This window comes from Micromonospora craniellae, assembly GCF_014764405.1.
In the GTDB taxonomy this organism is placed as follows: Bacteria; Actinomycetota; Actinomycetes; order Mycobacteriales; family Micromonosporaceae; genus Micromonospora; species Micromonospora craniellae.
In genome coordinates this window covers 6,549,946-6,576,043 of the sequence record NZ_CP061725.1, presented here as the reverse complement: position 1 = coordinate 6,576,043, position 26,098 = coordinate 6,549,946, and the positions used below count along the sequence as shown (strand labels likewise).

20 protein-coding genes, 4 pseudogenes, 1 CRISPR repeat array and 1 riboswitch are annotated in these 26,098 nt (G+C 72.7%); of the genes and pseudogenes, 11 read left to right on the top strand and 13 right to left on the bottom strand.

The window, feature by feature from the left end; all coding sequences use genetic code 11:
• The first annotated feature begins 101 nt into the window (after window positions 1–101).
• The 4 genes and pseudogenes from ID554_RS29985 to cobA all read left to right on the top strand — a co-directional run bounded on the left by ID554_RS29985 (window position 102) and on the right by cobA (window position 5,004).
• Window positions 102–2,114 carry a magnesium chelatase subunit D family protein gene (locus ID554_RS29985; protein WP_199489150.1) on the top strand — a complete coding sequence of 671 codons (2,013 nt, stop codon included), beginning with the start codon at window positions 102–104 and terminating at the stop codon, window positions 2,112–2,114.
• On the top strand, window positions 2,114–2,728 hold the full coding sequence (gene cobO, locus ID554_RS29980) for a cob(I)yrinic acid a,c-diamide adenosyltransferase (protein WP_117226934.1): 615 nt from the start codon (window positions 2,114–2,116) through the stop codon (window positions 2,726–2,728). Before ID554_RS29985 ends, cobO begins: the two co-directional genes overlap by 1 nt.
• Window positions 2,722–4,104: pseudogene (locus ID554_RS32225) on the top strand (cobyrinate a,c-diamide synthase); the annotation flags it as partial. The gene cobO and the pseudogene ID554_RS32225, both read left to right, overlap by 7 nt.
• 96 nt (window positions 4,105–4,200) lie before the next feature.
• Window positions 4,201–5,004, top strand: a complete 804-nt coding sequence (gene cobA, locus ID554_RS32220) for a uroporphyrinogen-III C-methyltransferase (protein WP_263407351.1) — start codon at window positions 4,201–4,203, stop codon at window positions 5,002–5,004.
• 43 nt (window positions 5,005–5,047) lie between these two features.
• Here the strand turns inward: cobA and cobN are convergent, their stop codons facing one another.
• Window positions 5,048–8,701: a cobaltochelatase subunit CobN gene (gene cobN / locus ID554_RS29970; protein WP_199489140.1), complete on the bottom strand. Its 3,654-nt coding sequence runs from the start codon at window positions 8,699–8,701 to the stop codon at window positions 5,048–5,050.
• Between the two features lie 51 nt (window positions 8,702–8,752).
• A riboswitch (cobalamin riboswitch) is annotated at window positions 8,753–8,830 on the bottom strand.
• A 66-nt stretch (window positions 8,831–8,896) separates the two neighbouring features.
• Between cobN and ID554_RS29965 the strand changes: the two genes are divergently transcribed.
• From ID554_RS29965 to ID554_RS29955, 3 genes are read left to right on the top strand one after another with little or no spacing between them, the layout of a single operon-like run.
• Window positions 8,897–10,096, top strand: a complete 1,200-nt coding sequence (locus tag ID554_RS29965; RefSeq protein ID WP_199489141.1) for a precorrin-3B synthase — start codon at window positions 8,897–8,899, stop codon at window positions 10,094–10,096.
• Complete coding sequence (locus ID554_RS29960) at window positions 10,093–10,722, top strand: precorrin-8X methylmutase (RefSeq protein ID WP_117226935.1); 630 nt, start codon at window positions 10,093–10,095, stop codon at window positions 10,720–10,722. Before ID554_RS29965 ends, ID554_RS29960 begins: the two co-directional genes overlap by 4 nt.
• A 2-nt stretch (window positions 10,723–10,724) precedes the next feature.
• Entirely contained in the window at window positions 10,725–12,239 is a 1,515-nt protein-coding gene (locus ID554_RS29955; protein WP_117226936.1) for a precorrin-2 C(20)-methyltransferase, read from the top strand.
• Here ID554_RS29955 and ID554_RS29950 read toward each other — a convergent pair.
• The 5 genes from ID554_RS29950 to ID554_RS29930 form a co-directional block, all read right to left on the bottom strand.
• Window positions 12,227–12,976 carry a cobalt-precorrin-6A reductase gene (locus ID554_RS29950; protein WP_199489142.1) on the bottom strand — a complete coding sequence of 250 codons (750 nt, stop codon included), beginning with the start codon at window positions 12,974–12,976 and terminating at the stop codon, window positions 12,227–12,229. The genes ID554_RS29955 and ID554_RS29950 overlap by 13 nt on opposite strands.
• A 173-nt stretch (window positions 12,977–13,149) precedes the next feature.
• Entirely contained in the window at window positions 13,150–13,485 is a 336-nt protein-coding gene (locus ID554_RS29945; protein WP_199489143.1) for an SRPBCC family protein, read from the bottom strand.
• On the bottom strand, window positions 13,437–13,844 hold the full coding sequence (locus ID554_RS29940) for an ArsR/SmtB family transcription factor (RefSeq protein WP_117226939.1): 408 nt from the start codon (window positions 13,842–13,844) through the stop codon (window positions 13,437–13,439). Before ID554_RS29940 ends, ID554_RS29945 begins: the two co-directional genes overlap by 49 nt.
• A gap of 249 nt (window positions 13,845–14,093) precedes the next feature.
• Window positions 14,094–16,379: direct repeats of the CRISPR family, unit length 28 nt; unit sequence CTGCTCCCCGCGCACGCGGGGATGATCC.
• Window positions 16,380–16,486: 107 nt separating this feature from the next.
• On the bottom strand, window positions 16,487–17,029 hold the full coding sequence (locus ID554_RS29935; RefSeq protein WP_147333401.1) for a hypothetical protein: 543 nt from the start codon (window positions 17,027–17,029) through the stop codon (window positions 16,487–16,489).
• Between the two features lie 63 nt (window positions 17,030–17,092).
• Window positions 17,093–18,394: an aspartate aminotransferase family protein gene (locus ID554_RS29930; RefSeq protein WP_117226941.1), complete on the bottom strand. Its 1,302-nt coding sequence runs from the start codon at window positions 18,392–18,394 to the stop codon at window positions 17,093–17,095.
• Between the two features lie 127 nt (window positions 18,395–18,521).
• Here ID554_RS29930 and ID554_RS29925 point away from each other — a divergent pair, with 127 nt between their 5' ends.
• Window positions 18,522–19,538, top strand: a complete 1,017-nt coding sequence (locus ID554_RS29925) for a LysR family transcriptional regulator (protein ID WP_117226942.1) — start codon at window positions 18,522–18,524, stop codon at window positions 19,536–19,538.
• A gap of 65 nt (window positions 19,539–19,603) precedes the next feature.
• Here ID554_RS29925 and msrB read toward each other — a convergent pair.
• Together msrB and ID554_RS32850 are read right to left on the bottom strand one after the other, a co-directional pair.
• Window positions 19,604–19,954 (bottom strand): annotated as a pseudogene (gene msrB / locus ID554_RS29920) (peptide-methionine (R)-S-oxide reductase MsrB); the annotation flags it as partial.
• Between the two features lie 55 nt (window positions 19,955–20,009).
• Window positions 20,010–20,180 carry a hypothetical protein gene (locus tag ID554_RS32850; RefSeq protein ID WP_317985205.1) on the bottom strand — a complete coding sequence of 57 codons (171 nt, stop codon included), beginning with the start codon at window positions 20,178–20,180 and terminating at the stop codon, window positions 20,010–20,012.
• Window positions 20,181–20,291: 111 nt separating this feature from the next.
• On the opposite strand from ID554_RS32850, the pseudogene ID554_RS29910 reads away from it, so the two are divergent.
• Window positions 20,292–20,453: pseudogene (locus tag ID554_RS29910) on the top strand (LuxR C-terminal-related transcriptional regulator); the annotation flags it as partial.
• Window positions 20,454–20,678: 225 nt separating this feature from the next.
• On the opposite strand, the gene ID554_RS29905 reads toward ID554_RS29910, so the two are convergent.
• The 4 genes from ID554_RS29905 to ID554_RS29890 all read right to left on the bottom strand — a co-directional run bounded on the left by ID554_RS29905 (window position 20,679) and on the right by ID554_RS29890 (window position 23,951).
• Window positions 20,679–22,304: a cellulase family glycosylhydrolase gene (locus ID554_RS29905; protein ID WP_117226943.1), complete on the bottom strand. Its 1,626-nt coding sequence runs from the start codon at window positions 22,302–22,304 to the stop codon at window positions 20,679–20,681.
• Between the two features lie 173 nt (window positions 22,305–22,477).
• A complete protein-coding gene (locus tag ID554_RS29900) occupies window positions 22,478–22,627 on the bottom strand; it encodes a hypothetical protein (protein ID WP_158573690.1) in 150 nt (49 codons plus the stop codon).
• Window positions 22,628–22,629: 2 nt separating this feature from the next.
• Window positions 22,630–23,190, bottom strand: a complete 561-nt coding sequence (locus ID554_RS29895) for a hypothetical protein (RefSeq protein WP_117226944.1) — start codon at window positions 23,188–23,190, stop codon at window positions 22,630–22,632.
• A gap of 50 nt (window positions 23,191–23,240) precedes the next feature.
• The gene (locus ID554_RS29890) at window positions 23,241–23,951 is read right to left on the bottom strand and encodes a hypothetical protein (RefSeq protein ID WP_158573691.1); all 711 of its coding nucleotides are present in this window, start codon (window positions 23,949–23,951) and stop codon (window positions 23,241–23,243) included.
• Window positions 23,952–24,041: 90 nt separating this feature from the next.
• On the opposite strand from ID554_RS29890, the pseudogene ID554_RS29885 reads away from it, so the two are divergent.
• A pseudogene (locus tag ID554_RS29885) lies at window positions 24,042–24,383 on the top strand (LLM class flavin-dependent oxidoreductase); the annotation flags it as partial.
• Between the two features lie 327 nt (window positions 24,384–24,710).
• Window positions 24,711–25,829 (top strand): PQQ-dependent sugar dehydrogenase, encoded by a 1,119-nt coding sequence (locus ID554_RS29880; RefSeq protein WP_117226945.1) that lies wholly within the window; start codon window positions 24,711–24,713, stop codon window positions 25,827–25,829.
• 39 nt (window positions 25,830–25,868) lie between these two features.
• On the opposite strand, the gene ID554_RS29875 is transcribed toward ID554_RS29880, so the two are convergent.
• Entirely contained in the window at window positions 25,869–26,057 is a 189-nt protein-coding gene (locus tag ID554_RS29875; RefSeq protein ID WP_117226946.1) for a hypothetical protein, read from the bottom strand.
• Window positions 26,058–26,098 lie beyond the last annotated feature (41 nt).

The following is a 26,098-nucleotide window of genomic DNA, read 5'->3' as shown; positions in this document are numbered from 1 at the left end:
GCCCGTGCGTCGGCGCGGTTCGGTGACCGGCCGTGGGCGAGGACCCACGCGAGGTGAAAGGTGTGGCCGTGCGGTCGTACCCCTTCTCCGCCGTCGTCGGCATGGACGACATGGCGTTGGCGCTGAACCTGTGTGCGGTCTCCCCGGCGATCGGCGGTGTGCTGGTCCGGGGCGAGAAGGGCACCGCTAAATCCACCGCCGTGCGGGCCCTGACCGCGTTCCTGCCGCCGGTCGAGGTGGTGACCGACTGCCGCTTCTCCTGCGACCCGACGGCACCCGACCCGGACTGCCCGGATGGGCCGCACCCGGCCGACCCACCGGCCCGTACCCGTCCGGCCCGCCTGGTGGAGCTGCCGGTCGGTGCCGGTGAGGACCGTCTGCTCGGCGCGCTGCACCTGGAACGGGCGCTGCGGGAGGGCGTCACCGCGTACGACCCGGGTCTGCTGGCCGCCGCGCACCGTGGCCTGCTCTACGTCGACGAGGTCAACCTGCTGCACGACCACCTGGTGGACGTGCTGCTCGACGCGGCGGCGATGGGCCGCGCCACGGTGGAGCGCGACGGTGTCTCGGTGACCCACGCGGCCCGGTTCGTGCTGGTGGGCACCATGAACCCCGAGGAGGGGGAACTGCGGCCGCAGTTGCTGGACCGCTTCGGCCTGACCGTCGAGGTCGCCGCCAGCCGGGACCCGCAGGTACGGGCCGAGGTGATGCGCCGACGGCTGGCGTACGAGGCCGACCCGGACGGTTTCGCCGCCCGCTACGCCGACGCCGACGCGGCGCTGGGCGCACAGGTCGCCCGGGCCCGGACCCTGCTGCCGTCGGTACGCCTCGACGACGCGACAGTGGCCCGCATCGCCGCCCTCTGCGCCGCCGCCGAGGTCGACGGGATGCGCGCGGACCTGGTCATCGCGCGGACCGCCATCGCCCACGCGGCCTGGTGCGGGCGCACCGAGGTGAGCGTCGGCGACGTCCGGGTCGCCGCCCGGCTGGCCCTGCCGCACCGCCGCCGCCGCAACCCCTTCGACCCGCCCCAGCAGGACGCCGCCGACCTCGACCGGGCGCTGCACGACGCCGGGCTGGACGAGCCCGGGCCGCCCGAGGACGAACCGGATCCGCCCACGGACGGGCCACCGGGCCCGGACGACCCGGACGGCCCGCCCGACGGCGGCGGCCCGGGCGACCCCGAGGGTGAATCCGCCGACGAGCGCCCGTACCGCTCCCGTCCGGACGCCCCGCCCGCCCCGGGCACCGAGGGCGAACGGACCGTACCCGCACCGGTGCCGGCCGGCGCGCCGTACCGGGCCCGGCTGTTACAGGTCCCCGGCAGCGGCCTCGGCGTCGCCGGCCGCCGCTCGCCGGCCCGCACCACCACCGGCCGCACCGTCGGCGCCCGGCGTCCGGACGGGCCGACGACCGGACGGCCCCACCTGGTGGCCACGCTGCACGCTGCCGCACCGCACCAGCGGGCCCGGGGCCGCCAGGGCCCCGGCATCCTGGTCCACCCCGGCGACGTGCGGCTGCCCGTGCGGCAGGGCCGCGAGGGCAACCTGATCCTGTTCTGCCTGGACGCCTCCGGCTCGATGGGCGCCCGCCAGCGGGTCGGCGCGGTCAAGGCCGCGGTGCTGTCCCTGCTGCTCGACGCCTACCAGCGCCGGGACAAAGTCGGCCTGGTGACCTTCCGCGCCACCGACGCCGAGGTGTCCCTGCCGCCCACCGCCAGCGTGGAGGTGGCCGCCGCCCGGCTGGCCACGCTGCCGACCGGGGGACGCACCCCGCTGGCGGAGGGGCTGCTGCGCGCCCGTGAGGTGCTGCGCGTGGAACGGATCCGCGACCCGCGACGGCGTCCGCTGCTGGTGCTCGTCACCGACGGTCGCGCCACCACCGGCCCGGACGCCGTGGCCCGGGCCCGGCACGCGGCCCGGCTGCTGGCCGCCGCCGGCACCAGCGCCGTGGTCGTCGACTGCGAGCAGGGCCGGGTACGCATGCGACTCGCCGCCGACCTGGCCACCACGCTCGGCGGGCAGTACCTGCCGCTGGAGGGCGTCGCCGCCGACGCGCTCACCGACGCGGTGCGCGCCCACACCGCCGTCCGTACCGCCAGGGGCGCCGCCTGATGCCACAGGGCCAACCGGTCACCGTTCCGGACGACGGGCTGACCACCCGGCAACGCCGGAACCGGCCGCTGCTGATGGTCCACACCGGACCGTCGAAGGGCAAGTCCACCGCCGCCTTCGGGCTCACCCTGCGCGGCTGGAACCAGGGCTGGTCGATCGCGGTGTTCCAGTTCGTCAAGAGCGCCAAGTGGACCGTCGGCGAGGAACACGCGCTGCGCGCCCTCGGTACGGTGCACGAGCAGACCGGCCAGGGTGGCCCGGTCTCCTGGTACAAGATGGGTGCCGGCTGGAGTTGGAGCCGTACCCAGGGCACCGAGAGCGACCACGCGGCGCAGGCTGCGGAGGGCTGGGCGGAGATCAAGCGTCGGCTCGCCACCTCTGCCCACGACCTGTACGTGCTCGACGAGTTCACCTACCCGATGAAGTGGGGGTGGGTGGACGTCGACGAGGTGGTGCAGACGCTGCGGCAGCGCCCCGGCCACCAGCACGTGGTGGTCACCGGGCGGGACGCCGACCCCCGGCTGGTGGACGCGGCGGACCTGGTCACCGAGATGACCAAGATCAAACATCCGATGGACTCCGGTCAGAAGGGGCAGCGGGGCATCGAATGGTGAGCCTCCCGCCCCGGCTGATCGTCGCCGCCCCTGCCTCCGGGCAGGGCAAGACGACGGTGGCCACCGGCCTGATGGCGGCGCTGCGGCGGCGTGGCCTGACCGTCAGCGGCCACAAGGTCGGCCCGGACTACATCGACCCCGGCTACCACGAACTGGCCACCGGCCGCCGAGGTCGCAACCTCGACCCGTTCCTCCAGGGCGAGCAGCGGATCCTGCCGCTGCTGCGGCACGGCGCCACCGTCGGGGCACCCGCCGACATCGCGATCGTCGAGGGCGTGATGGGTCTGCTCGACGGCGCGGTCGGCCGGGCCGGGTTCGCCTCCACCGCCCACGTGGCGCGGCTGACCCGCACCCCGGTGCTGCTCGTCGTGGATGTCTCCGGCGCCTCGCGCAGCATCGCCGCGCTGGTGCACGGCTTCGCCACGTTCGACCCGCAGCTCACCGTCGCCGGGGTGGTCCTCAACAAGGTCGGCTCGGTGACCCACGAGGCCGAGATCCGCGACGCGCTGGCCGTCACCGGTGTGCCGGTGCTGGGGGCGCTGCGCCGGGACGCGACCCTGGACACCCCGAGCCGGCACCTCGGCCTGGTGCCGGCCGCCGAGCGGGCCGCCGCCGCCGCGCGTACCGTCGACGCTCTCGCCGCCCACGTCGCCGCCGGTGTCGACCTCGACCAGGTGGTCGCGGTGGCCCGCCGGGCACCCGCGCTGCCCGGCCCGGCCTGGAACCCGGTGGCCGAACTGTCCGGTCTCACCGTGGACGGGACCGTCGCGGTCGCGTCCGGACCGGCCTTCACCTTCCGGTACGCCGAGACCGACGAACTACTCGCGGCGGCCGGCCTGCGGCTGACCCCGGTCGACCCGCTGCACGACCCGACGCTGCCCGAGCAGACCACCGGCCTGTACCTCGGCGGCGGCTTCCCCGAGGTGTACGCCGCCGGCCTGACCGACAACGCACCTCTGCGCCGGGCGGTGGCCGACGCCGCCACGCGTGGCGTCCCGACCGTCGCCGAGTGCGCCGGGCTGCTCTATCTGGCCCGCGACCTCGACGGCGCGCCGATGACCGGGGTCCTGCCGGTGCGTGCCCGGATGACCGACCGGCTGACGTTGGGCTACCGGGACGCGCGGGCCGCCACGGACAGCGTGCTCGCCGACGTCGACCAGCAGGTCACCGGCCACGAGTTCCACCGCACCCGCGTCGACGCCGATCCCGACAGCACGCCCGCCTGGCGGTTCCGGCCCCGCCCGTCCGCTGCGCACGGCATCGCCGCACCGGTGCCCGACGGCGTCGTGTCCGGCACCGTGCACGCCTCCTACCTGCACGTGCACTGGGCCGGGTACCCGAGCCTGGCGGCCCGCTTCGCCGCCGCCGTCCACCGGCACACCACCGGAGCGACACCCCGTACGCCCACTGCCGTCCCGGCCGACGCGGGCTCCGCTGCCACTGGCTCGGCTGTCGCGGGCCCGGCGGCCGGGGTGATTCCGATCCCGCGTGTGTCCGGGTCGACCGGTCCCGTCCCGGCCGAGTCGCCCGCCGTCGGTCGGGTCACGCTGGTCGGGGCCGGTCCCGGCGATCCGGGTCTGCTCACCCGCCGGGCGCTGGACCGTCTCGCCGAGGCCGACGTGGTGGTGGCCGACCGGCTCGTGCCACACGTGGTGCTGCGCGACCTGCGGCCCGGCGTCCGGGTCGTCGACGTGTCGAAGGTGCCGCGCGGCGCGTTCGTCCCGCAGGAGCAGATCAACCAGATCCTGGTCACCGAGGCCCAGGCCGGACACCGGGTGGTGCGGCTCAAGGGCGGTGACCCGTTCGTCTTCGGCCGGGGCATGGAGGAGATGCTGGCGTGCCGGGCCGCCGGGGTGCCGGTGGCGGTGGTGCCCGGGGTGACCAGTGCCGTCGCCGTACCCGAGCTGGCCGGGGTGCCGGTGACCCACCGCGGTCTGACCCAGGGCTTCACCGTGCTCGCCGCCCACCTGCCGCCCGACGACCCGGGCAGCACCGTCGACTGGGCCGGAGTGGCCCGCTCCGGCACCACGATCGTGCTGCTGATGGCGGTGCAGACGCTGCCCGAGGTGACCGCCACGCTGCTGCGGCACGGCATGGACCCGGCCACGGCGGCGGTCAGCGTGGAGAACGGCGGCACCGACCGGCAACGCGTACTGCGCGGCCGCCTGGACGACATCGCCGATGTCGCCGCCGCCCAGCACCTGTGCGCACCCGCCGTCACCGTGATCGGCGCGGTGGCCGCGTTCGCCGAGGCCATGCGGCTCGCCGACGCCTGAGCCCGCCCCTCGGTACCGGTCCGGTCCCGAGGGGCGGCACCGCTCAACCGGACTCCTCCAGGTCGCCCTCCACCTCCAGGTACGCCTGCCGCAGCGCGTCCATCAGGGCCGGATCGGGCTTGGCCCAGAGCCCACGGTCGGCGGCCTCGGTGAGCCGCTCGACGATCCCGCGCAGTGCCCACGGGTTCGACCGGCGCAGGAACTGCTGGTTCTCCGGGTCCAGGACGTAGCTCTCCGCGAGTTGCTCGTACATCCAGTCGGTGACCACGCCGGCCGTGGCGTCGTACCCGAACAGGTAGTCCACGGTGGCGGTCATCTCGAACGCGCCCTTGTAGCCGTGCCGACGCATGGCGGCGATCCACCGTGGATTGACCACGCGGGCCCGGAAGACCCGCGCGGTCTCCTCGGTCAGCGACCGGGTGCGGGTGGCGTCCGGGGTGGTGCTGTCCCCGATGTACGCCCGAGGCGCCTGCCCGGTCAACGCCCGCACCGTGGCGATCATCCCGCCGTGGTACTGGAAGTAGTCGTCGGAGTCGGCGATGTCGTGCTCACGGGTGTCGGTGTTCTTCGCCGCCACCGCGATCCGCCGGTACGCCGACTCCATGTCCTCCCGGGCGGGCCGTCCGTCCAGGTCACGGCCGTACGCGAAGCCACCCCAGACGGTGTAGACCTCGGCCAGGTCGGCGTCGTCGCGCCAGTTCCCGCTCTCGATCAGCGGCAACAGTCCGGCGCCGTACGCGCCGGGCTTGGAGCCGAAGATGCGGGTGGTGGCACGCCGGTCGTCGCCGTGCCGGGCGGCGTCGGCGCGGGCGTGCGCGGCGAGGTAGTTCTCCTCGTCCGGCTCGTCCAGCGCGGCCACCTCCCGGATCGCGTCGTCCAGCAGGAGCACCACGTGCGGAAAGGCGTCCCGGAAGAAGCCGCTGATGCGCAACGTGACGTCGATGCGGGGGCGGCCCAGGTCGGCCAGCGGGACGATCTCGACGCCGGTGACCCGCCGGGACGCCGGATCCCAGACCGGTTGCGCCCCGATCAGCGCCAACACCTCGGCGATGTCGTCGCCGGAGGTCCGCATCGCCGAGGTGCCCCAGGCCGACAGGCCGACCGAGCGGGGCCACTCGCCGGTGTCCCGGCGGTAGCGCTCCAGCAGGCTGGTGGCCATCGCCTGCCCGGTCTCCCAGGCCAGTCGGCTGGGGATGGCCTTGGGGTCGACGGTGTAGAAGTTGCGGCCGGTCGGCAGCACGTTGACCAGTCCGCGCAGCGGCGACCCACTCGGTCCGGCGGGCACGTAACCCCCGTCGAGGGCGTGCAGCACGGCGTCGAGTTCGCCGGTGGTGCCGGCCAGCCGTGGCGCGACCTCGGTGGCGGCGAACGTCAGCACCCGGCCGACCTCCGCGCCGTGCGGGTGGTCGTCGCCGAGCACCTCGACGCGTACCCGGTCGACCGCCTCGACGGACCAGTCGTGCCGTTCCATCTCCTCGACCAGCCGTCGGGCCACCGCCTCGATCCGGTCCACCTCGGCGGTGTGTTCGGCGCCGCCCTCGTCGAGGCCGAGCGCGGCCCGCAGACCGGGCACCGCGTCGGCCTGCCCGCCGAAGACCTGACGGGCACGCAGGATGGCCAGCATCAGGTTGATCCGCGCCTCGCCGGTCGGGGCGTGCCCGAGCACGTGCAGGCCGTCGCGGATCTGCGCGTCCTTGACCTCGCAGAGCCACCCGTCGACGTGCAGCAGGAAGTCGTCGAACTCGGCGTCGTGCGGGCGCTGCTCCATCCCCAGGTCGTGGTCGAGCCGGGCGGCCTGGATGAGCGTCCAGATCTGCGCCCGTACGGCCGGTAGCTTCGCCGGGTCCATGGTGGCGATGTTGGCGTGCTCGTCGAGCAACTGCTCCAGCCGGGCGATGTCGCCGTAGCTCTCCGCCCGGGCCATCGGCGGCACCAGATGGTCCACGATGGTGGCGTGCGCCCGCCGCTTGGCCTGCGCGCCCTCGCCCGGGTCGTTGACCAGGAACGGATAGATCAGCGGCAGCTCACCGAGGACCGCGTCCGGCCCGCAGCTCGCGGAGAGGCCGAGGTTCTTGCCGGGCAGCCACTCCAGCGACCCGTGCTTGCCCAGGTGCACCACGGCGTGCGCGCCGAACTCCTCGTCCAGCCACCGGTAGGCGGCCAGGTAGTGGTGCGTCGGCGGCAGGTCCGGATCGTGGTAGATGGCCACCGGATTCTCGCCGAAACCACGGGGCGGCTGGATCATCAGCAGCACGTTTCCGGCCCGCAACCCGGCCAGGACGATCTCGCCGTCCGGGTCGGCGGACCGGTCGACGAACAGGTCACCCGGGACGGGACCCCAGTGCTCGGTCATCGCCTCCCGCAGATCGTCGGGGAGCGCGTCGAACCAGCGGCGGTAGGTGGCGGCCGGGACGCGGACCGGGTTGCCGGCCAACTTCTCCTCGGTGAGCCACTCCGGGTCCTGGCCGCCGGCCGCGATCAGCGCGTGGATCAGGCGGTCCCCGTCGGCGTCCTGGCCGTCGCCACTGGGCAGCAGGCCGGGCAGCGCGTCCGGGCCGTCGACCGGCCCGACGTCGTACCCCTGCCCGCGCAGCGTCCGCAGCAGGTGGACGGCGCTGGCCGGAGTGTCCAGCCCGACCGCGTTGCCGACCCGGGCGTGCTTCGTCGGGTACGCCGACAGCACCACCGCGATCCGCCGCTCGGCCGGCGGCACGTGCCGCAGCCGGGCGTGCCGGACCGCGATGCCGGCGACCCGGCGGGCACGCTCCGGGTCGGCGACGTAGTGCGGCAACCCGTCGGCGTCGGTCTCCTTGAACGAGAACGGCACCGTGATCAGCCGGCCGTCGAACTCCGGCACCGCCACCTGGGTGGCCGCGTCCAGCGGGCTGAGCCCGTCGTCGCTCTCCGCCCAGGACGCCCGGTCCTGGGTCAGCGCCAGCGCCTGGAGGATCGGCACGTCCAGCTCGGCGAGCGCGCCGACGTCCCACGCCTCGTCGGCGCCCCCGGCGGACACCTCCGCCGGCCGGGTGCCCCCGGCAGCCAGCACCGTGACCAGCAGCGCGTCGGCCCGGCCGAGCGTGGCCAGCAGCTCTGGCTCGGGGGCGCGCAGGCTCGCGCAGTACACCGGCAGTGGCACGCCACCGGCCTGCTCGACGGCCGCGCAGAGCCCCTCCACGAAGGCGGTGTTGCCGCTGAGCTGGTGGGCCCGGTAGTAGAGGATGCCCACCGTGGGCCCGGTCACCGTCGGTGCCGGACGCGACATGACGCCCCAGTCGGGGTGCGCGAGCGGCGGCGCGAAGCCGTGGCCGGTCAGCAGCACCGTGTCGCTGAGGAACGCGTGCAGCTCGCGGAGGTTGTCCGGACCGCCCTGGGCCAGGTAGGCGTGCGCCTGCGCGGCGATGCCCTGCGCCACCGTGGAACGGGCCATCAGGTCGGCGTCCGGCAGTTGCTCACCGCCGAGGGCGACCACCGGCACGTCGCCGCCGAGCAACGTGTCCAGGCCGCGCTGCCACATCCGGTAGCCGCCGAGGATACGGACCACCACCAGGTCCACGCCGGCCGTCAGGTCGGCCAGCGCCTCGGGTTCCTCGCCGACGCGGGCCGGGTTCGCCAGCCGGTACGCCGCACCGCTGGACCGGGCGCTGAGCAGGTCGGTGTCCGAGGTGGACAGTAGTAGGACCACGCCGTCGCCGGGCATGATTGACTCCTCCCCGGGTCCGCGCCCGTGGTCGTCGGTCGCGGTCGACCGGAGTGTCTGGCTCCCGGACCGGCGCGGGGCCGGACGGTGACAGTGGCGGGACCGCCCCGGACTCGCACCGGGTTCCTCTGCACCGACCGCGTGATGCTGATCTCGGCGCGTTCCGTGCCGAGACTCCGACTCTACGATGAGCACGTGCCCGCTGTCTCCTCCCCGTCCGGCCGCTCCGGCGCCGACCGGTGTCCCGGGGCGCTTCGCGCCCACCAGGCCGCCGACGGACTGCTGGTGCGCGTACGCCTTCCCGGCGGTCGGCTGAGCACGGCACAGCTACGCCGGCTGGCCGCCACCGCCAGGCGCGACGCCGACGGCACGCTGGAGCTGACCTCACGGGGGAACGTGCAGCTCCGTGGCATCCCCGACCAGCAGGCGGTGGACCGGATCGCCGCCGTCCTGGTCGAGTCGGGGCTGCTGCCCAGCGCCAGCCACGAGACGGTCCGCAACATCGTCGCCTCGCCGCTGAGTGGCCTGGACCACAGCGGCCGGAGCGACGTACGGCCGGTGGTGACCCGCGTCGACGACGCGCTCTGCGCCTGTCCCGACCTCGCCGACCTCAGCGGGCGTTTCCTGATCGCGGTCGACGACGGCCGGGGCGACGTCGCCGCCCTCGGCGCCGACCTGTGCTGGCTGGCCGACAGTGGTGCGCTGCTGCTGGCGGGCCGGGACGTCGGGCTGCGGGCCACCGCCGACGAGGCGCCCGGGACGATCGTCGCCGCCGCCCGGGCGTTCCTGCGCCAGCGCGCCGGACGGCGGGACGTGTGGCGGGTGGCCGACCTGCCGGAGGCGTCGGACGCCATCGTCGCCGCGCTGGGCGGGCCGTACGCCGAGCCGGTCGACCCGCCCCGTAGCGGTCCGCCACCGGTCGGTCCACACCCGGCCGGGTTCGTGGTCGCCGCCGCGCCGCTGGGTCGGCTCACCGCCGCACAGGCCGAGGCGGTCGCGGCCCTGACCGACGGGCCGGCGGTGGTGACCCCGTGGCGTACCGTCGTCGTGGTCGCCGCACCCGAGGCGGCGGTTCCGGCGCTGACCGGGGCCGGGCTGGTCGTCGACCCGGCCTCGCCCTGGGTCGGGGTGACCGCCTGCGCCGGCCGACCCGGCTGCGGCAGCGCGCTGGCCGACGTGCGCGCCGACGCCACGGCCGCCCTGGCCGCCGCAGCGCCACCCGCCGCCGACGCGTTTCCCCTGCACTGGGCCGGCTGCGACCGGTGCTGTGGGCGCCCCTTCGGCCCGGCCGCCCTGGCGGTGGCCACCGGCGCCGGTTACCGTGTCGCCGGCCCCCGAGGGGATCACCAGGGCCCGCTGTCCGAGCGGGTGGCACAGGCACGGAGACCACGATGAGTTACGACTACGTCCGCGAGGGCGCCGAGATCTACCGCCGCTCGTTCGCCACCATCCGCGCCGAGACCGACCTGTCCCGCTTCCCCGCCGACGTCTCCCGGGTGGTGGTGCGGATGATCCACGCCTGCGGCATGGTCGACCTGGTCGACGACGTGGACGCGCACCCGGAGGTGGTCGCCGCCGGGTACGCCGCACTGGCCGAGGGTGCACCGGTGCTCTGCGACGCGGCGATGGTCGCCGCCGGGATCACCCGTAGCCGACTACCCGCCGACAACGAGGTGATGTGCACCCTGCGTGATCCGGCGGTGCCGGAGCTGGCCCGGCAGATGGGCACCACCCGCAGCGCCGCCGCCATGCAGTTGTGGCGGGACCGCCTCGACGGGGCGGTGGTCGCCATCGGCAACGCCCCGACCTCCCTGTTCCGGCTGCTGGAGTTGATCGACGAGGGCGCGGGTCGGCCGGCGGCGGTGGTGGGTGTACCGGTCGGGTTCATCGGCGCGGCCGAGTCCAAGCAGGCGTTGGCCGCGCATCCGGCCCGGATTCCGTACCTGGTCGTGCACGGTCGTCGGGGTGGCAGTGCCGTCACCGCAGCGGCGGTGAACGGCATCGCGAGCGAGGTGGAGTGACCATGGTGCAGCCCGGCACGCTCTACGGGGTCGGTGTCGGACCCGGCGACCCGGAACTCCTGACGGTCAAGGCGGCCCGGCTGATCGCCGAGACCGACGTGGTCGCGTACTACTCGGCCCGGCACGGTCGCAGCATCGCCCGGGCCATCGCGGCCGGGCTGTTGCAGGAGCACCACGTGCACGAGGCCCTGGTGTACCCGGTCACCACCGAGGGCACCGACGACCCGGCCGGCTACGAGGGGGTGATCCGTCGGTTCTACGACGACAGCGCCGAGCGGCTGGCCGTCCACCTGGCCGCCGGACGCGACGTGGTGGTGCTCTGTGCCGGCGACCCGATGTTCTACGGCTCCTACATGTACCTGCACGAACGCCTCGCGCACCGGTTCCCGGCAGAGGTGGTGCCCGGGGTGACCTCGGTCAGCGCCGCCTCCGCCGTGCTCGGCCGGCCGCTCGTCGAACGCGACGAGGTGCTGACCGTCCTGCCCGGCACGCTCCCCGCCGAGGAACTCGCCCGGCGGCTCGCCGACACCGACGCCGCCGCCGTGCTCAAGCTGGGCCGGACCTTCGACAACGTCCGCGCCGCACTCGACGACGCGGGCCGACTGCCCGAGACATGGTACGTCGAGCGGGCCACCTCGCGATGCGGACGGCACGCGCCGCTGGCCGACGTGTCCGCCGACGAGGTGCCGTACTTCTCCCTGGCCCTGCTGCCCAGCCCGACCAGCGCCGCCAGCCGGGACGACCTGCCCGCACCGGGACCGGCGTCAGCGGGGGAAGTGGTCGTGGTCGGGCTCGGCCCGGCCGGACCCCGCTGGCTCACCCCAGAGGTGGCACGGGCGCTGCGCGAGGCCGAGCACCTGGTGGGGTACGGCCCGTACGTGGACCGGGTGCCGGTGCGTCCCGGCCAGCAGCGGCACACCTCGGGCAACCAGGTGGAGACCGAACGCGCCGCCCATGCGCTGGAGCTCGCGCTCGACGGGGCCCGCGTGGTGGTGGTGTCCTCCGGCGACCCCGGGGTGTTCGCGATGGCCAGCGCGGTCTATGAGGTGGCGACCGGGCAGGCCCGGTTCGCCGGGGTGCCGGTGCGGGTGCTGCCGGGCCTGACTGCGGCGCAGGCGGCGGCGAGCCGTGTGGGTGCCCCGCTCGGGCACGACTTCGCGGTCCTGTCGTTGTCGGACCGTCTCAAGCCGTGGCCGGTCATCGAGGCACGGCTGGCGGCCGCCGCTGCCGCCGACCTGGTCCTGGCGCTCTACAACCCGGCCTCGGCCAGCCGCCGCTGGCAGGTCGGCGCGGCCCGGGACACGCTGTTGCGTCACCGCGACCCGAAGACGCCCGTGGTCCTCGCCCGGGACGTGGGCCGGGCCACCGAGTCCGTCGCCGTGCTCACGCTTGGGGATCTCGACCCGGACACGGTGGACATGCGGTGCCTGCTCATCGTGGGCTCGTCGACCACCCAGGTCAGTACGCGGGGCGACGACTCGGTGGTGGTCTGGACCCCGCGTACCTATCCCGGCTGAACCGGCAGCGCCAACAGCCAGCGCACGGCCCCGTCCACGGTGGACACCATCGTGGGGCGGACGGCGGGTGCGGGCCGGTCGACCATCAGGACCGGAAGTCCGAGCTGCCGGGCCGCATCGAGTTTCGCCTCGGTGAGCCGGCCGCCGCTGTCCTTGGTCACCACCACGTCGATGCGGTGGGTCCGGATCAGCTCCAGTTCACCGGCCAGCGTGTAGGGTCCCCGGCTGCGCAGTAGTCGGATGTGCTCCGGCAGCGGCTCGTCCGGGGCGTCCACGACCCGGGCGAGGATCCACAGCCCGGTCGACGGAAGGAACGCCGCGAGGCTCTGCCGTCCGGTGGTGAGCAGGACCCGCCGCCCCACCGCCGGGAGTTCCCGGGCCGCAGCGGCCACGTCCGGCACGCGGTGCCAGCGGTCGCCCGGCCGGGCCGTCCAGCCCGGACGTTCCAGTCGCAGGTGGGGTACGCCGACCTGGGCCGCGGCGGTGACGGCGGAGGTCCGGATCCGGGCCGCGTACGGGTGAGTGGCGTCGATCAGCACGTCGATGCGGTGCGTGCCGAGCCACCGGGCCAGACCGTCGGCGCCGCCGAACCCGCCGATGCGTACCTCCCCGACCGGCAGGCGAGGATCGGCGACCCGCCCGGCCAGCGAGGAGATCACCGACAGCCCCGGTCGGTCGACGAGCCGGGCGGCGAGACCACGTGCCTCGGCGGTGCCACCGAGGATGAGTACCCGCACCTGCCACCCCCTCGTGCTCGTCCCAGCGAAGTAGTGAACCACGCGCTTCGGTGTAAGGATCGGTGTAAGGAAGGGTCCCCTGCTAACGCCTACGGTATAGAAAGGGCCCCTTCCTAACATCGGCCGTGCCAGCGCCGGCCCTCCGCGCCGGTGTCGCCCCGGCCCCGCACCGGTCAGGCGGCGACGAACCCGTCGATCTGGTTGATCGCCCCGGTGGCGCCCTCCACCATGCCCATGTCCAGCACCTGCTGGAGCGCCTCGGCGGACGGGTAGGTGCTCGCGTATGTCACCCGGGTCCCGCCGTCGTGCGCGGTGAAGGTGTACACGTCCTTGGAGACCGGCATCTGGGGGTTGGGGGTGAGGTCGTCGTGGGCGAAGTCGTCGTCGAAGGAGAGCCCTCGCGGCGCGTCCACGGCGGTGATGAGCCAGTATCCGGCGTAGCGCTCGCCCTCGGGGCTGGTCATGTAGTAGGTGACCCGGCCGCCGGGGGTGAGGTCGTGGTCGACCACGGTGGCCGGGTAAATCGGCGGTTCTCCTGGTCGGGATCGGATGTGATGAGCGCGTCGATGCGGGTGATGCGGCCGCGCCAGATGTGTTCGAGTTCGGTGAGCATGGCTGTCGCTGATCGCACTGCCTGCATGTCGCCGCTGGCCAGTTGTTCGCGGCCGTTGCGTCGTTTGGTCAGCAGCCCGGCTCTTTCCAGCACGGCGACGTGTTTCTGTACGGCGGCGAAGCTCATGTCGTACTTGATGGCGAGTGTCGAGATGGAGTGTTCTCCGGCCAGCACGCGGCGGAGGATGTCGCGTCGGGTGCGGTCGGCGAGTGCGTGGAACAGGGTGTCTGCCCGGTCCTCATTCGTCTCCGTCACCAGACGACCATACAACCATCCGGTTGTACGTTGCAAGTGTTTCCACCCGCCAGCGGCTTTCGGTCACCCCGGTGGGATCCGGGCTGCGCGGGCATGGCGAGACGTGTTCGGCCGTCGAGGCGCGTTAGGCTGACGGCGGCCTGCGAGATGCTCATCCGGCCTGTCCGTCCGAAACCGAAGGGCATGATCTTGAGAGTCGAAGTGAAGAGAAACGGCAAGGTTGATCTTTAGCGCCGCAGGTCAGGAAGTCTGCTCCCCGCGCACGCGGGGATGATCCGGCGACCTCGTGACGACCAGTGGAGCATTTTTACTGCTCCCCGCGCACGCGGGGATGATCCCATCCTGGCGACCCCATCGTTGCCGTGCGACTCCTGCTCCCCGCGCACGCGGGGATGATCCGCGTCGCGCCGAGCTGGCTGGACGACCCCGAGTCTGCTCCCCGCGCACGCGGGGATGATCCGCTGCGACCGGCGCCCCGGTTCCGCAGGATCACCTGCTCCCCGCGCACGCGGGGATGATCCCACCCACCGCAGCCTGCCCCACAAGGTGGCGGGCTGCTCCCCGCGCACGCGGGGATGATCCCGACACGTGGATTCAGTGGGCGCGGCCCGTCTGCTGCTCCCCGCGCACGCGGGGATGATCCCTCCAGCGGGAGCTGGCCCGCAACCCGCTCTGACTGCTCCCCGCGCACGCGGGGATGATCCCTTCACAGTCCGTGCATCATTCGTGCCTTCCGGCTGCTCCCCGCGCACGCGGGGATGATCCCCCGACGGTCGTCTTCGTGTGCCAGGAGAAGGACTGCTCCCCGCGCACGCGGGGATGATCCCAGCAACAGCAAGCCGTTCCGGTTCCACTACAGCTGCTCCCCGCGCACGCGGGGATGATCCAGAACGTGGCCCGAGGTCGGCGAGGTCTCCGCCCTGCTCCCCGCGCACGCGGGGATGATCCCTGCCTGCGTTGCGCCTTGCGCGCGTAGTAGACCTGCTCCCCGCGCACGCGGGGATGATCCCGCTAGGCGTTAGGTGTCAAGCTCAGGGACTAACTGCTCCCCGCGCACGCGGGGATGATCCCCGCACCGGCTGGGCCAACAGCCTGTACGACCGCTGCTCCCCGCGCACGCGGGGATGATCCCGAGCGCGGTGCCGACGGCTTCGGAGGTGCGTTCTGCTCCCCGCGCACGCGGGGATGATCCCCTGGCAGCACTGCGCCCGGATGGCGTTCGTGGGCTGCTCCCCGCGCACGCGGGGATGATCCCACCACCGTTCCGGGTACGTCTGTGCTGGAAGTCTGCTCCCCGCGCACGCGGGGATGATCCTCGTTCAGCCGTACATGTTCGGACACCCATGGCCTGCTCCCCGCGCACGCGGGGATGATCCGTCGGGCATCGCCGAAAACCGGCCGATCAGCACCTGCTCCCCGCGCACGCGGGGATGATCCCTGTGCACTTCGATGACAAGGGACGTCGCGCTCCTGCTCCCCGCGCACGCGGGGATGATCCCTTGCGGAGGACTGGCGCAGTGGCAGGAGATGGCTGCTCCCCGCGCACGCGGGGATGATCCGGGAAAGAAGCGTCCCGACGGTTCAAAGGGAATCTGCTCCCCGCGCACGCGGGGATGATCCTCCGTACCCCCAAGGGTAGGGTCCGGTCCCTGGCTGCTCCCCGCGCACGCGGGGATGATCCCCGGTCAGCTTGAGGGCGATGAACACGATGGTCCTGCTCCCCGCGCACGCGGGGATGATCCTCGGACGTCGTCGGCGATGTAGGCGCTGCGGCACTGCTCCCCGCGCACGCGGGGATGATCCTCTCGGGGGAGATGGTGTCGAGGATGGTCGTCTCTGCTCCCCGCGCACGCGGGGATGATCCCACCACCCGCTTGCGCCTTTGGGGAACGCCGAACTGCTCCCCGCGCACGCGGGGATGATCCCACCACCCGCTTGCGCCTTTGGGGAACGCCGAACTGCTCCCCGCGCACGCGGGGATGATCCCTACAGCGCCTCGACGCGATGTGGGCCGACGCCCTGCTCCCCGCGCACGCGGGGATGATCCGTGGTCGCAGGCTGGTGGAGCCAAGGCCAAGCCCTGCTCCCCGCGCACGCGGGGATGATCCCTTCCAGTGGTTGGCGGCCATGCGGACGCGGACCTGCTCCCCGCGCACGCGGGGATGATCCCCCTGACCACAACGCGCAGACCGCGTACCGGGACTGCTCCCCGCGCACGCGGGGATGATCCCCCTGACCACAACGCGCAGACCGCGTACCGGGACTGCTCCCCGCGCACGCGGGGATGATCCGACGGTCGACGGTTCCCGTGACTACCGGCATCTCTGCTCCCCGCGCACGCGGGGATGATCCGACGGTCGACGGTTCCCGTGACTACCGGCATCTCTGCTCCCCGCGCACGCGGGGATGATCCCGTGACGCACGCTGTGGACGGTGCCCCCGGCGTCTGCTCTCCGCGCACGCGGGGATGATCCGAAGGCGAGTACGACCACGTCCTGGGCAAGAACCTGCTCCCCGCGCACGCGGGGGTGATCCAGATCAACTCCACCTGGCGCAGCGCGAGCAGCGCTGCTCTCCGCGCACGCGGAGGTGGGGCCACCCGGGAGTTGGGTGGGCCAGTTGCCGTGGGCTCGCCGGGGCGGTTACGGCGATGGGACGGCGGGGCTCTCCGCAGGGCGGTCGTGCCGTCGCCGCAGCGTCCGCGCCACGACCACCGGCAGGACGCGTAGTACGAGCGCCAGTATCAGCGCCAGCGTGGCGGCCTGTCGCACCGACAGTCCCTGCCATGCCAGCACCGCACCCGCACCCACGCCGGTCAGCAGCGCGCCACGTACGACGCGCAGCGTGACGACGAGACTCGTGGGCTCCTCCCCGTCCCGATCGGGCCTCGACCACAGGGTGCTCACCGCTGCCGTGATCGCGAACAGCACGGCGATCAGCAACGCCCAGAGGGCGACCCGGCCGACGCCGGCGTCGTCGGTCAGCGACGGTGCGGCGAAGGTGGCCGCGGTGAGGATGACGAACGTCGGCGGCCACGTCAGGACGAAAGCCGCCAGCCCGGTCTGGAGCGCTCGGCGACCTCGGCTGACCTGCGGTTGCACCTGGCTTCCGAGGCCGGCGGTCACCTCGTGGGGGGCCCAGATCAGTTGGCCGACCCTGCGCGGCCCGGGCGTTGGCTCTGACATGGCGGCAAGCCTAGTGTGGACGGTCCCGGCCGCCGTGGTCGGCGTTCCGGCCGGCGGGTGGCTTCATTGCTCGTGCCGGACGGCCTTGAGTGAGGCGTCGAGGATGTCCAGGCCGGCGTACAGGTCGTCGTCGCTGATCGTGAGGGGCGGGGCGATCCGGAAGATGCCGCCCATGCCCGGCAGTTGGACGATGTTCATGTGCAGCCCCCGGTCCAGGCAGGCCGAGGTGACCCGGGTGCCGAGCGCGTCGGCCGGTGTGCGGCTCGCCTTGTCCGTCACCAGCTCGATGCCCTGGAGCAGACCCCGGCCCCGGACGTCACCGACCACCTCGTGCTCGTCCCGGAGGGCCAGGAGCCGATCGGTGAGCTGCTCGCCGAGCTGCGCCGCGCGCCGTACCAGCTCCTCTCGTGCGATGACGTCGAGGACGGTCAGCGCGACCGCCGCCGCCAGCGGGTCGGAGACGTGGGTGGTGTAGAAGAGGAAGCCTCGGTCGTGGCAGACCTGTTCGATCTCGGCGCTGGTCACCACGGCGGCCACCGGCAGCCCGGCGCCGAGGGTCTTGGACAGGGTCAGGATGTCGGGGGCGACGCCGTCGCGCTCGAAGGCGTACATCGTGCCGGTGCGGCCGAGACCGGTTTGCGCCTCGTCCAGGATGAGCAGCATCCTGCGCTCGTCGCACATCTGTCGCAGCCGACGCAGATATCCGGGCGGCAGGTCGATGATGCCGCCCGAGGAGAGGATCGGCTCGACGAGGCAGGCGGCGAGGCTTCCGGCGGACTGCTGGTCGACGAGGGCGAAGCCGTACGCGAGTTCCGCCTCCCAGTCGTGCGCGCCGTCGGTCGTACGGAACGGTGACCGGTAGGCGTTCGGAGTGGGCAGGGCGAGGTTGCCCGGGATCGGGGGACCGTAGCCGCGTCGCCCGGCGGAGAACGTCGCGGAGGCTGCCCCCTGGGTCATGCCGTGCCAGGACCGGTCGAACGAGACGATCTCGTACCGGCCGGTGTAGAGCTTGGTCATCTTGATCGCCGCCTCGTTCGCCTCGGCGCCCGTGGTGAGCAGCAGGGTCTTGCCCAGTGGGGTGGGCAGTGTCGAGGCGAGCCGGTCGGCCAGCGCGAGCAGCGGCGGGCTGAGCATGCCGCTGTAGAGGTGGTCCAGCGACGCGACCGCGGACGAGACGGTCGAGACGATGTCCGGGTGCGCGTGGCCGAGGATGGCGCTCATCTGCCCCGAGGTGAAGTCGAGGATCGACCTGCCCTCGCGGTCGAAGACGTACGCGCCACGGGCGCGCTCGATGATCCGGGGGGTGAAGCTCGCCCCGTAGCGGATCAGCAGGCGGTCCGCCTCGTCCCAGAACGTCGTGTCCATCAGCGGTCCTCTCGTGCGCCGGGCGGGCGGCGGAGCCGGTCCCCGACGGTCATCCTCCGACGGGCCCGGGCGGGGCGACAAGCAGACAAAGATCGCCGATCATTCGCTGTCACCGTACGGTTGGCCCATGTTGAACCCTCGACGCCTGGTGGTCCTGCGGGCGGTCCTGACAGCCGGATCGATCAACCAGGCCGCACGGGACCTCAATTACGCCCCGGCGACGATCAGTCAGCACATGACCGCGCTGGCCAAGGAGACCGGGCTGGTCCTGTTCGAGAAGCAGGGCCGGGGCATCGTCGCCACCGACGCCGCCCGTCACCTCGCGGACCAGGCGCAGACGCTGGTCGCCGACTTCGACCGCCTGGAACGGGTCGTCGCGGACCTGCGTGGCGGCCAGGGCGAACACCTGGCGATCGCCTGTTTCGCCTCGGCGGCGGAGCGGTGGATCCCGGGGCTGGTGCGGACCGTTCGGCAGCACCGACCGAACCTCACCGTCGAGATCAGTCTCAACGAACCGGTCGACGGGCGGGGCCGCCGGCAGCCGGACCTGGACATCCGCACCGAGCCGGCCGGTGGCGTCGAGGTACGGCTCGACGGCTACCACCGGCACGAACTCGCCGTCGAGGAACTCGTTGCCGTACTGGCCGCAGGGCACCCGCTCGTCGACGCCCCCGAGATCGCGTTGCGGGACCTGCGGGCCGAGCCGTGGGTGGACCACGACATCTACGACAGCCCGATCGGACAGATCATCTCCAGCGCCTGCCGAGCCGCCGGGTTCACGCCCCGGTTCGCCGCGCGTCTGGACGACCACAGGGCGGCCCTGCGCCTGGTGTCGGCGGGTGTCGGCGTCACCCTCCTACCGTGCCTGGCCGTCGCCGAACTGCCCGAGGGCGCGGTGTCGAGGCCCGTGGTCCGGCCCGTCGTCCGGCGTCGCATCGTCGTGCACGTCCGCCGGGATCACCGCCGGCACGATCTCCTCGCCCGCGCGGTGGCGCGGCTGCGCGCCGACGCCGAGGCCGATCCGTGCACCGCGACCCCCGACCGAGGTCCAGGCCGCGCGCGTCGTGGTCGAGCAGGAACGCGGCCAATCCGACGGGCGAGTCCGCCAGCGCGGTCAGGGTCTGCGGTCGGGCTTCGGTCTTGACGGCCGTCTCTGCCTCCTGTTCCGCCCTCGTGGGCGAACGGGGGTGTGTCCTCGTGCGGGTCAGCTCACCGCCGGGCGGCGAACAGGTCGCGGTACGCCCCGTAGCCCTCGCGTTCCAGGTCGTCGCGGGGCACGAAGCGCAGCGAGGCCGAGTTCATGCAGTAGCGCAGCCCGCCGGTCTCGATCGGACCGTCGTCGAAGACGTGGCCGAGGTGGCTGTCGCCGTGCGCAGACCGGACCTCGGTACGGGTGACGCCGAGGCTGCTGTCCGGGATCTCGACCAGGTTCCCGGACTCGACCGGCTTGCTGAACGTCGGCCAGCCGGTGCCGCTGTCATACTTGTCGACGGAGGCGAACAGAGGTTCACCGGACACCACGTCGACATAGAGACCGGGGTCCTTGTTGTCCCAGTACTCGTTGGCGAAGGTGCCGCGTACCCGGTCTCCCGGCGACTACGCACCGGCCGGGGAGTCACCGGGCGGCATGCGTGGCGCGGGCGGGGACGCCCACCTCGTGCAGGTGGCACAGCGCCTGCCGGTACGAGGCGACCAGACTGGTCTGCTCGTAGCGGACACCGATCTCGGCACAGTACGCCTGCACGATCGGCCGCAGATTGTCCTCGGAACCGGTCGGATGCGGCATCCCCTTGTGGTGGGCGCGAAGGTCATCCCGAGGTAGACGCCGAAGAGCTTGGTGCAGCAGCAGGAACGCGACGGCCTGCGGCGGGGTGAGCACGAGCAGCAGGGCCGCGAGATGGCCGAGGGCCGCTCCGACGCCGCCATCGCCAGCAAGCTGCAGATCACCGAGAAGGCTGTCAGTAAGCACATCAACAACATCTTCACCAAGCTCGACATGCCGCCCTCCGACGACTACCACCGGCGGGTCCTCGCGGTGTTGGCGTACCTCAACCCCTGAGGGGCCGACGTTTGTCGTACTCGGAACTGCGGAGTTCCGTCAGGTGCCTCAAGCGTCCACTCTTTGCGGACGGTTATCGTCTGCTCACCATGGGTGGAGTCGGTGCGTGTCGGAACTCACCGCCCCGGCGTGTCGGCGGCCGCCCGTTCCGGCGTCGGCGGCTGACCGGGGGACACCGACCGCGAGGCGGGGCGGCCCGTCGGGCCGCCCCGCCTCGTGCCGTCGTCAGCTGGTCAGGAAGTTGTCCGGGGTACGGATCCGGTCGCGGATCCAGACACCGGCCGGCTTGAGCACGCCGGTCCCGGTGTACGAGCTGCCGTTGCAGGTGCCGGTGGTGAAGACGGCACCACTGCGGAAGTCGTCGGAGAAGTTCCAGTTGACCCAACTGATCTTCTTGGTCGCCATCAGGTCCAGGTACTGCTGGGCGCGGGCGAAGTCGTTCGCCCCGTCACCGGAGGCGGTCTGGGTGCCGAACTCGGTGACGAAGATCGGCAGCCGGTCGGCGGCCCGCGACAACGCGTTCAGGTAGGACGTGCCGTGTGTGGTGGCGTAGAAGTGGAACGTGTACATGATGTTCGACGCGTTCACCGGGCTGTTGACGATCTCGGTCTCCGAGGAGCCCTCGGACAGTCCCAGCGACGACCAGGCGCGGGTGCCGACCAGCACCACGCCGTCCGGGTCCTGGGCCCGGATGACCGGGATGATCTGCTCCGCGTAGCTCTTGATCGACGCCCAGCTCACCCCGTTCGGCTCGTTGGCCACCTCGTACAGGATGTTGGTCTTGTCCTTGTGGCGCTGGGCGATCTCGGTGAAGAAGGTGCGGGCCCGGGCCAGGTTGTGGTTCGGGTCGCCCGGGGTGAGCATGTGCCAGTCGACGATGGCGTACATGCCGCGCGCGGTGGCCCGTTCGATGTAGTCGTGCACCCGGTCGGTGAAGCCGCGCGGGTCGGTCTCGTAGCCGCCCTCCTGGATGTACATGGAGATGCGCAGCACGTCGGCGTTCCAGTCGGTGGCGAGCGCGTCCAGCGAGGCGTCGTTGACGCACTGCGAGTACCACTGGATGCCGTGGGTGCTCATGCCGCGCAACTGGATCGGGCGGCCGTACCGGTTGCAGAGCTGCACGCCGCAGACCCGCAGTTGACCGTTGATCGAGGCGGGGGTGCCGGTCACCGTACCGGGTGCGGTGGTCGCGGTGACCGTCGCGCTCGACGCCGAGAGGTTGCCGGCGGCGTCGCGGGCCCGGACCGAGAAGGTGTACGCGGTGGCGGGGCTCAGGCCGCCGACGGTGGCGGAGGTGGCGCCGACGACGGTGGTGGCCAGGGTGCTGCCACGGTAGACGTCGTAGCCGGTGACCCCGACGTTGTCGGTCGCGGCGTTCCAGGCCAACGAGACGCTCGACGTGCTGGTGCCGGTGACCCTGACGTTGCCGGGCACGCTGGGCGCCTGGGTGTCCGCGCTGCCGCCGGCGCACGGGCCGCCGTTGACGGTGCAGTTGGTCGGCGTGCCGCTGCCGGAGACGATGAAGCCGAACGTGGTCGACGCACCGGCGGCCAGGGTGCCGTTCCAGGAGCGGTTGGTGAAGGTGTGCCGGTTGCCGCTGCTGGCGAGCAGGGCGTCCCAGTAGCTGCCGAGGGTGGACCCGGCCGGCAGGTCGAAGTCGACCCGCCAACTGGTGATGGTGGTGGCGGTGTCGTTGCGGACGGTGAAGCGGGCCTCGTAGCCGCTGCCCCATTCCTGGACCTTGGCGAAGTTCGCGGTCGCGGCGTGCGCGCCGGGGGCGGCGATCAGGACGCCGGCGACGGCGAGTGTGGCGGCGAGGATTCCGGACACCGCAGTACGCAGTCTGGACATTCCACTCCCTCTGTTGTCGTGGGGTAGCTCCCGACACGCGTCGAAACAGGACTGTAAAGATGTCTTACAGTCGGGTCAACCCATCGACGAGGGTGCACACTCGCGCGATGTTCACCCGGACCCGGCCCGCAGGCGCTCGCGGGCCTGCCCGAGCGCGACAGGTGTCGCAGGGCTCAGTCGGCGGACGGTTTCGGGGTGCCGCAGAGCTTCGTACCGGGCGGAATGATCTCCTCCGCGCTGTGGGTGCGGTACGGCGGCGGTCCCCACTTGCCGGACGGGTCGATCGGCTTGATGTTCACCAGGTTGAGGAATTTGTTGATCACGTTCACCACCGGCGCCAGGATCGTGTAGCCGATGCCGTACGAGGCCCGTACGCCGATGCCCACCCCCCCCGGCACACCGCCAGCGGCGCTCCCAGCGCCGAGCCCATGGTCGTCCCGTACGCCGTCGACACCTCGAAGAAGAGACCGGCCTTGAGCACGAACGCGCTGAACCCGAGGTCGAACCGCACCCGGTGCTCGATGAGCAGGCCCATCACGCCGACCGGCACCCCGCGCAGCGAGTTGGTCAGGCTCTCCTTGCGCTGGAAGTTCTTGCTGACCTGCGGGCCGAACGTGCCGCCCGCGTACCCGTAGCCGAGCTTGCCGGCGAGGGAGAACTCGCCGTTGCCCTTGATGGTCCCGGTCTTCGCACCGAACGCCGTGGTGACCTTCACCGTCTGGCTGACGGTGAGCGCCAGCGGTACGCCGAGCACGGTGCCCATCGGGATGCTGAAGTCCACCGGGATGGGGGGCACCGCCTTGATGTTCTGCCCGTCCCGGATCCCGGCCTCGAACGAGTACCGGATACCGAAGCCGCCACTGATCGACAGCTCCGCCCGGGCCACCGAGCCGCCCTTGATGCTCAGGAAGAAGCCCGCCTCCGGCTGCTGGAAGGTCAGCGCGGCCCGCCCGGACAGCTGGTGCCGTCGCGGTCGTAGTTGAAGCTGACCTCGGCGCCGCTGTTGAGGCTGACGCCGGTGGAGAAGTTGGCGACGACCGACTTGACCTCGCCGCCGCCCCGGGTCGGTGCCGGCTGCGCGGGCCGGGGCGGCGGCGGGGCGAGTCGCAGCGGCGCGCTGCGCCCGGCCCGGCCCGACGGGGTGGCCAGCCTGGCGTCGGCCTCCTCCTCGTCGAGCGCCCAGATCGGCTCCCCGGCCTGGTAGGCGACCGGGTCCTCGATCGCGATGCCCTGCTTGGCGAGGGTGCCGTCGCGGATCACGTCGGTGATGGTGACCGGCCCGATCGTGACCAGCAGGTCGCCACCCTCCCGCTGGAGGTCGAGCACCCGGCCGACGCCCCGGCCGGTGACGAACATGACCTTGCCGGGGGCCAGGTCGTCGGCGCGGGGTGCCCTGCCGTCGATCCGCCAGGTGAGCCCGTCGGCGGTGACCGACCGGACCGAGCGGCCACCGCCGCCGACGAGGACGACGTCGGGCTGGTACGTCAGATCGGGGTGCGGCATGGGCGCCATCCCGTACCGCAGCGCGGACTCGCTGTACGGGTCCTCGTCGACCGCGCCGACCGGGTCGCCCGGTGACCTGCCGGCGCAGGCCGCGGCGATCAGCAGGAGCACCACCGTGAGGAGGGCCGAGACAAGCTTGCGCACCAGGAACTCCTCGCCGCCGGACGTGAGACGCACCGCCCCGGCCGCCGACCGACGACGTCCGCGCTGCGGCGTGGACTGCGGTCAGCGGCGGTGGACAACCAGGGCCATTCCTCGTTCACCTGGACGGTGCTCGGCGCCGTCGCCGCCCGTACCGACCGGATCGGTCTGGCGACCGGGGTGACCTGCCCGACGGTGCGCTACCACCCGGCGATCATCGCGCAGGCCGCCGCCACGCTCGCGATCATCTCCGACAACCGGTTCACGCTCGGTGTCGGCGCCGGTGAGCGCCTCAACGAGCACGTCGTCGGCCAGGGGTTCCCCAGCGTACGCGGGCGGCACGAGCGGCTGCGCGAGGCGCTGGACATCATCCGGCTGCTCTGGTCCGGTGGCTACCTGGTGCAGACCTACCATCTTCGTCACATGGCGGTGCAGCTCGCCGCCGCCATGGGCGCGGAGGTGACCGTGCTGTCCCAGACGCTGAACAAGCAGGCCGACGGAGTGCGGCTCGGTGCCATGCACCACCACGCCACGAACGACCCGGCGCCCTTCACCCGGCTGCGGTACGGCTTCGACCTGATCGTCAACGCGGTGAGCGAGCAGGTCGAGCTCGACGACTACCTGATCTCCACCCTGGCGTCCTGAGCCGGGGGAGCGCCGGTCGCTGCCGGGACCCGCCAGGGGTCTCCTCCTCAATCTTGTCGCCACATGGTTCGCTGCTCGAAGTACCGGGACGCATCAGGAGACCGCCGAAGGAGACGAATGCGATACCACGTGTGGGCCGGATCGGCCCTGGCCGTGCTGCTGGTGGCCGGGACCGCCGGGTGCGGCAACGGAGACACCGACGCCACCGGACCCGGTCCGGACCCGGGGCCGGTGGCCTCCAGCACGGCGAGCAGTTCCCCGTCGGCGGCGCCCGACCTCGACGCGGGGGAGGAACTGGCCCGGGGCATCGACGTGCCGTGGGGTCTGGCGTTCCTGCCCGGCGGCGACGCGCTTGTCGCCGAGCGGAACACCGGTCGGATCCTGCGACTCTCCCCGGGCGGCGGCACGCCCGAACAGGTCACCGAGGTGCCCGGCGTGACCGCCGGCGGTGAGGGCGGCCTGCTCGGGCTCGCCGTGTCGCCGGACTTCGCCGACGACGACCTGGTCTACGCCTACTTCACCGCCGCCGACGACAACCGCATCGTGCGGTTCCGGCTCGACGGCGGCCAGCCGGACGTGGTCTTCTCCGGCATCCCCAAGGCGAGCTTCCACAACGGCGGGCGCATCGCCTTCGGTCCCGACGGCATGTTGTACGTCGGCACCGGCGACGCCGGGGACACCAGCAGCTCCCAGGACCCGGCCAGCCCGGCCGGTAAGATCCTCCGGCTCACCGCGGACGGCGAGCCGGCGCCCGGCAACCCCACCGCCGGTTCCCCGGTCTACAGCCTCGGGCACCGCAACGTGCAGGGCCTGGCCTGGGATCCGGAGGGCCGACTCTTCGCCACCGAGTTCGGGCAGAACGACGTCGACGAGGTCAACCTGATCGAGGCCGGGCGCAACTACGGCTGGCCCGAGGTCGAGGGCGAGGGCGACACCGCAGGCGGGCGCTACACCAATCCGCTGGTCACCTGGTCGACCCGCGAGGCGTCGCCGTCCGGCATCGCGATCACCGGCGGCAACGCCTACGTCGCGGCGCTGCGTGGCGAGCGGCTCTGGGTCGTGCTACTCGACGGTGACCGGCTCGGCGAGCCGTCCGCCCGGCTCGACGGGTACGGACGGCTGCGCACCGTGCAGGTGGCCCCGGACGGCGCGCTCTGGGTCACCACGTCCAACACCGACGGGCGGGGCGACGTCCGCGACGGCGACGACCGGGTGCTGCGCTTCCCGGCCCGCTGAACCGCATCCCGAACCCGACGGGTCCGCCAGGATGCGGTGTCAGGCCACCGCGCCGTGCAGGACCACGTGATCCGGCGGCGCGGTGCCGAACACCACGTCACCGTGGAAGACGGCCCGGCCAGGCTGAACGAGACGTGGTCGAACCGGCTGCCGTCGAGTCGGGTGGTGCCGTGGAACTGGGCGCAGGTCGAGGTCGACCAGGGTGGCGCCGCACAGCCACAGGCGCACGCCCCGCCACTGCCCCGGGCCGGGCCGTGTCGTCCACGGCG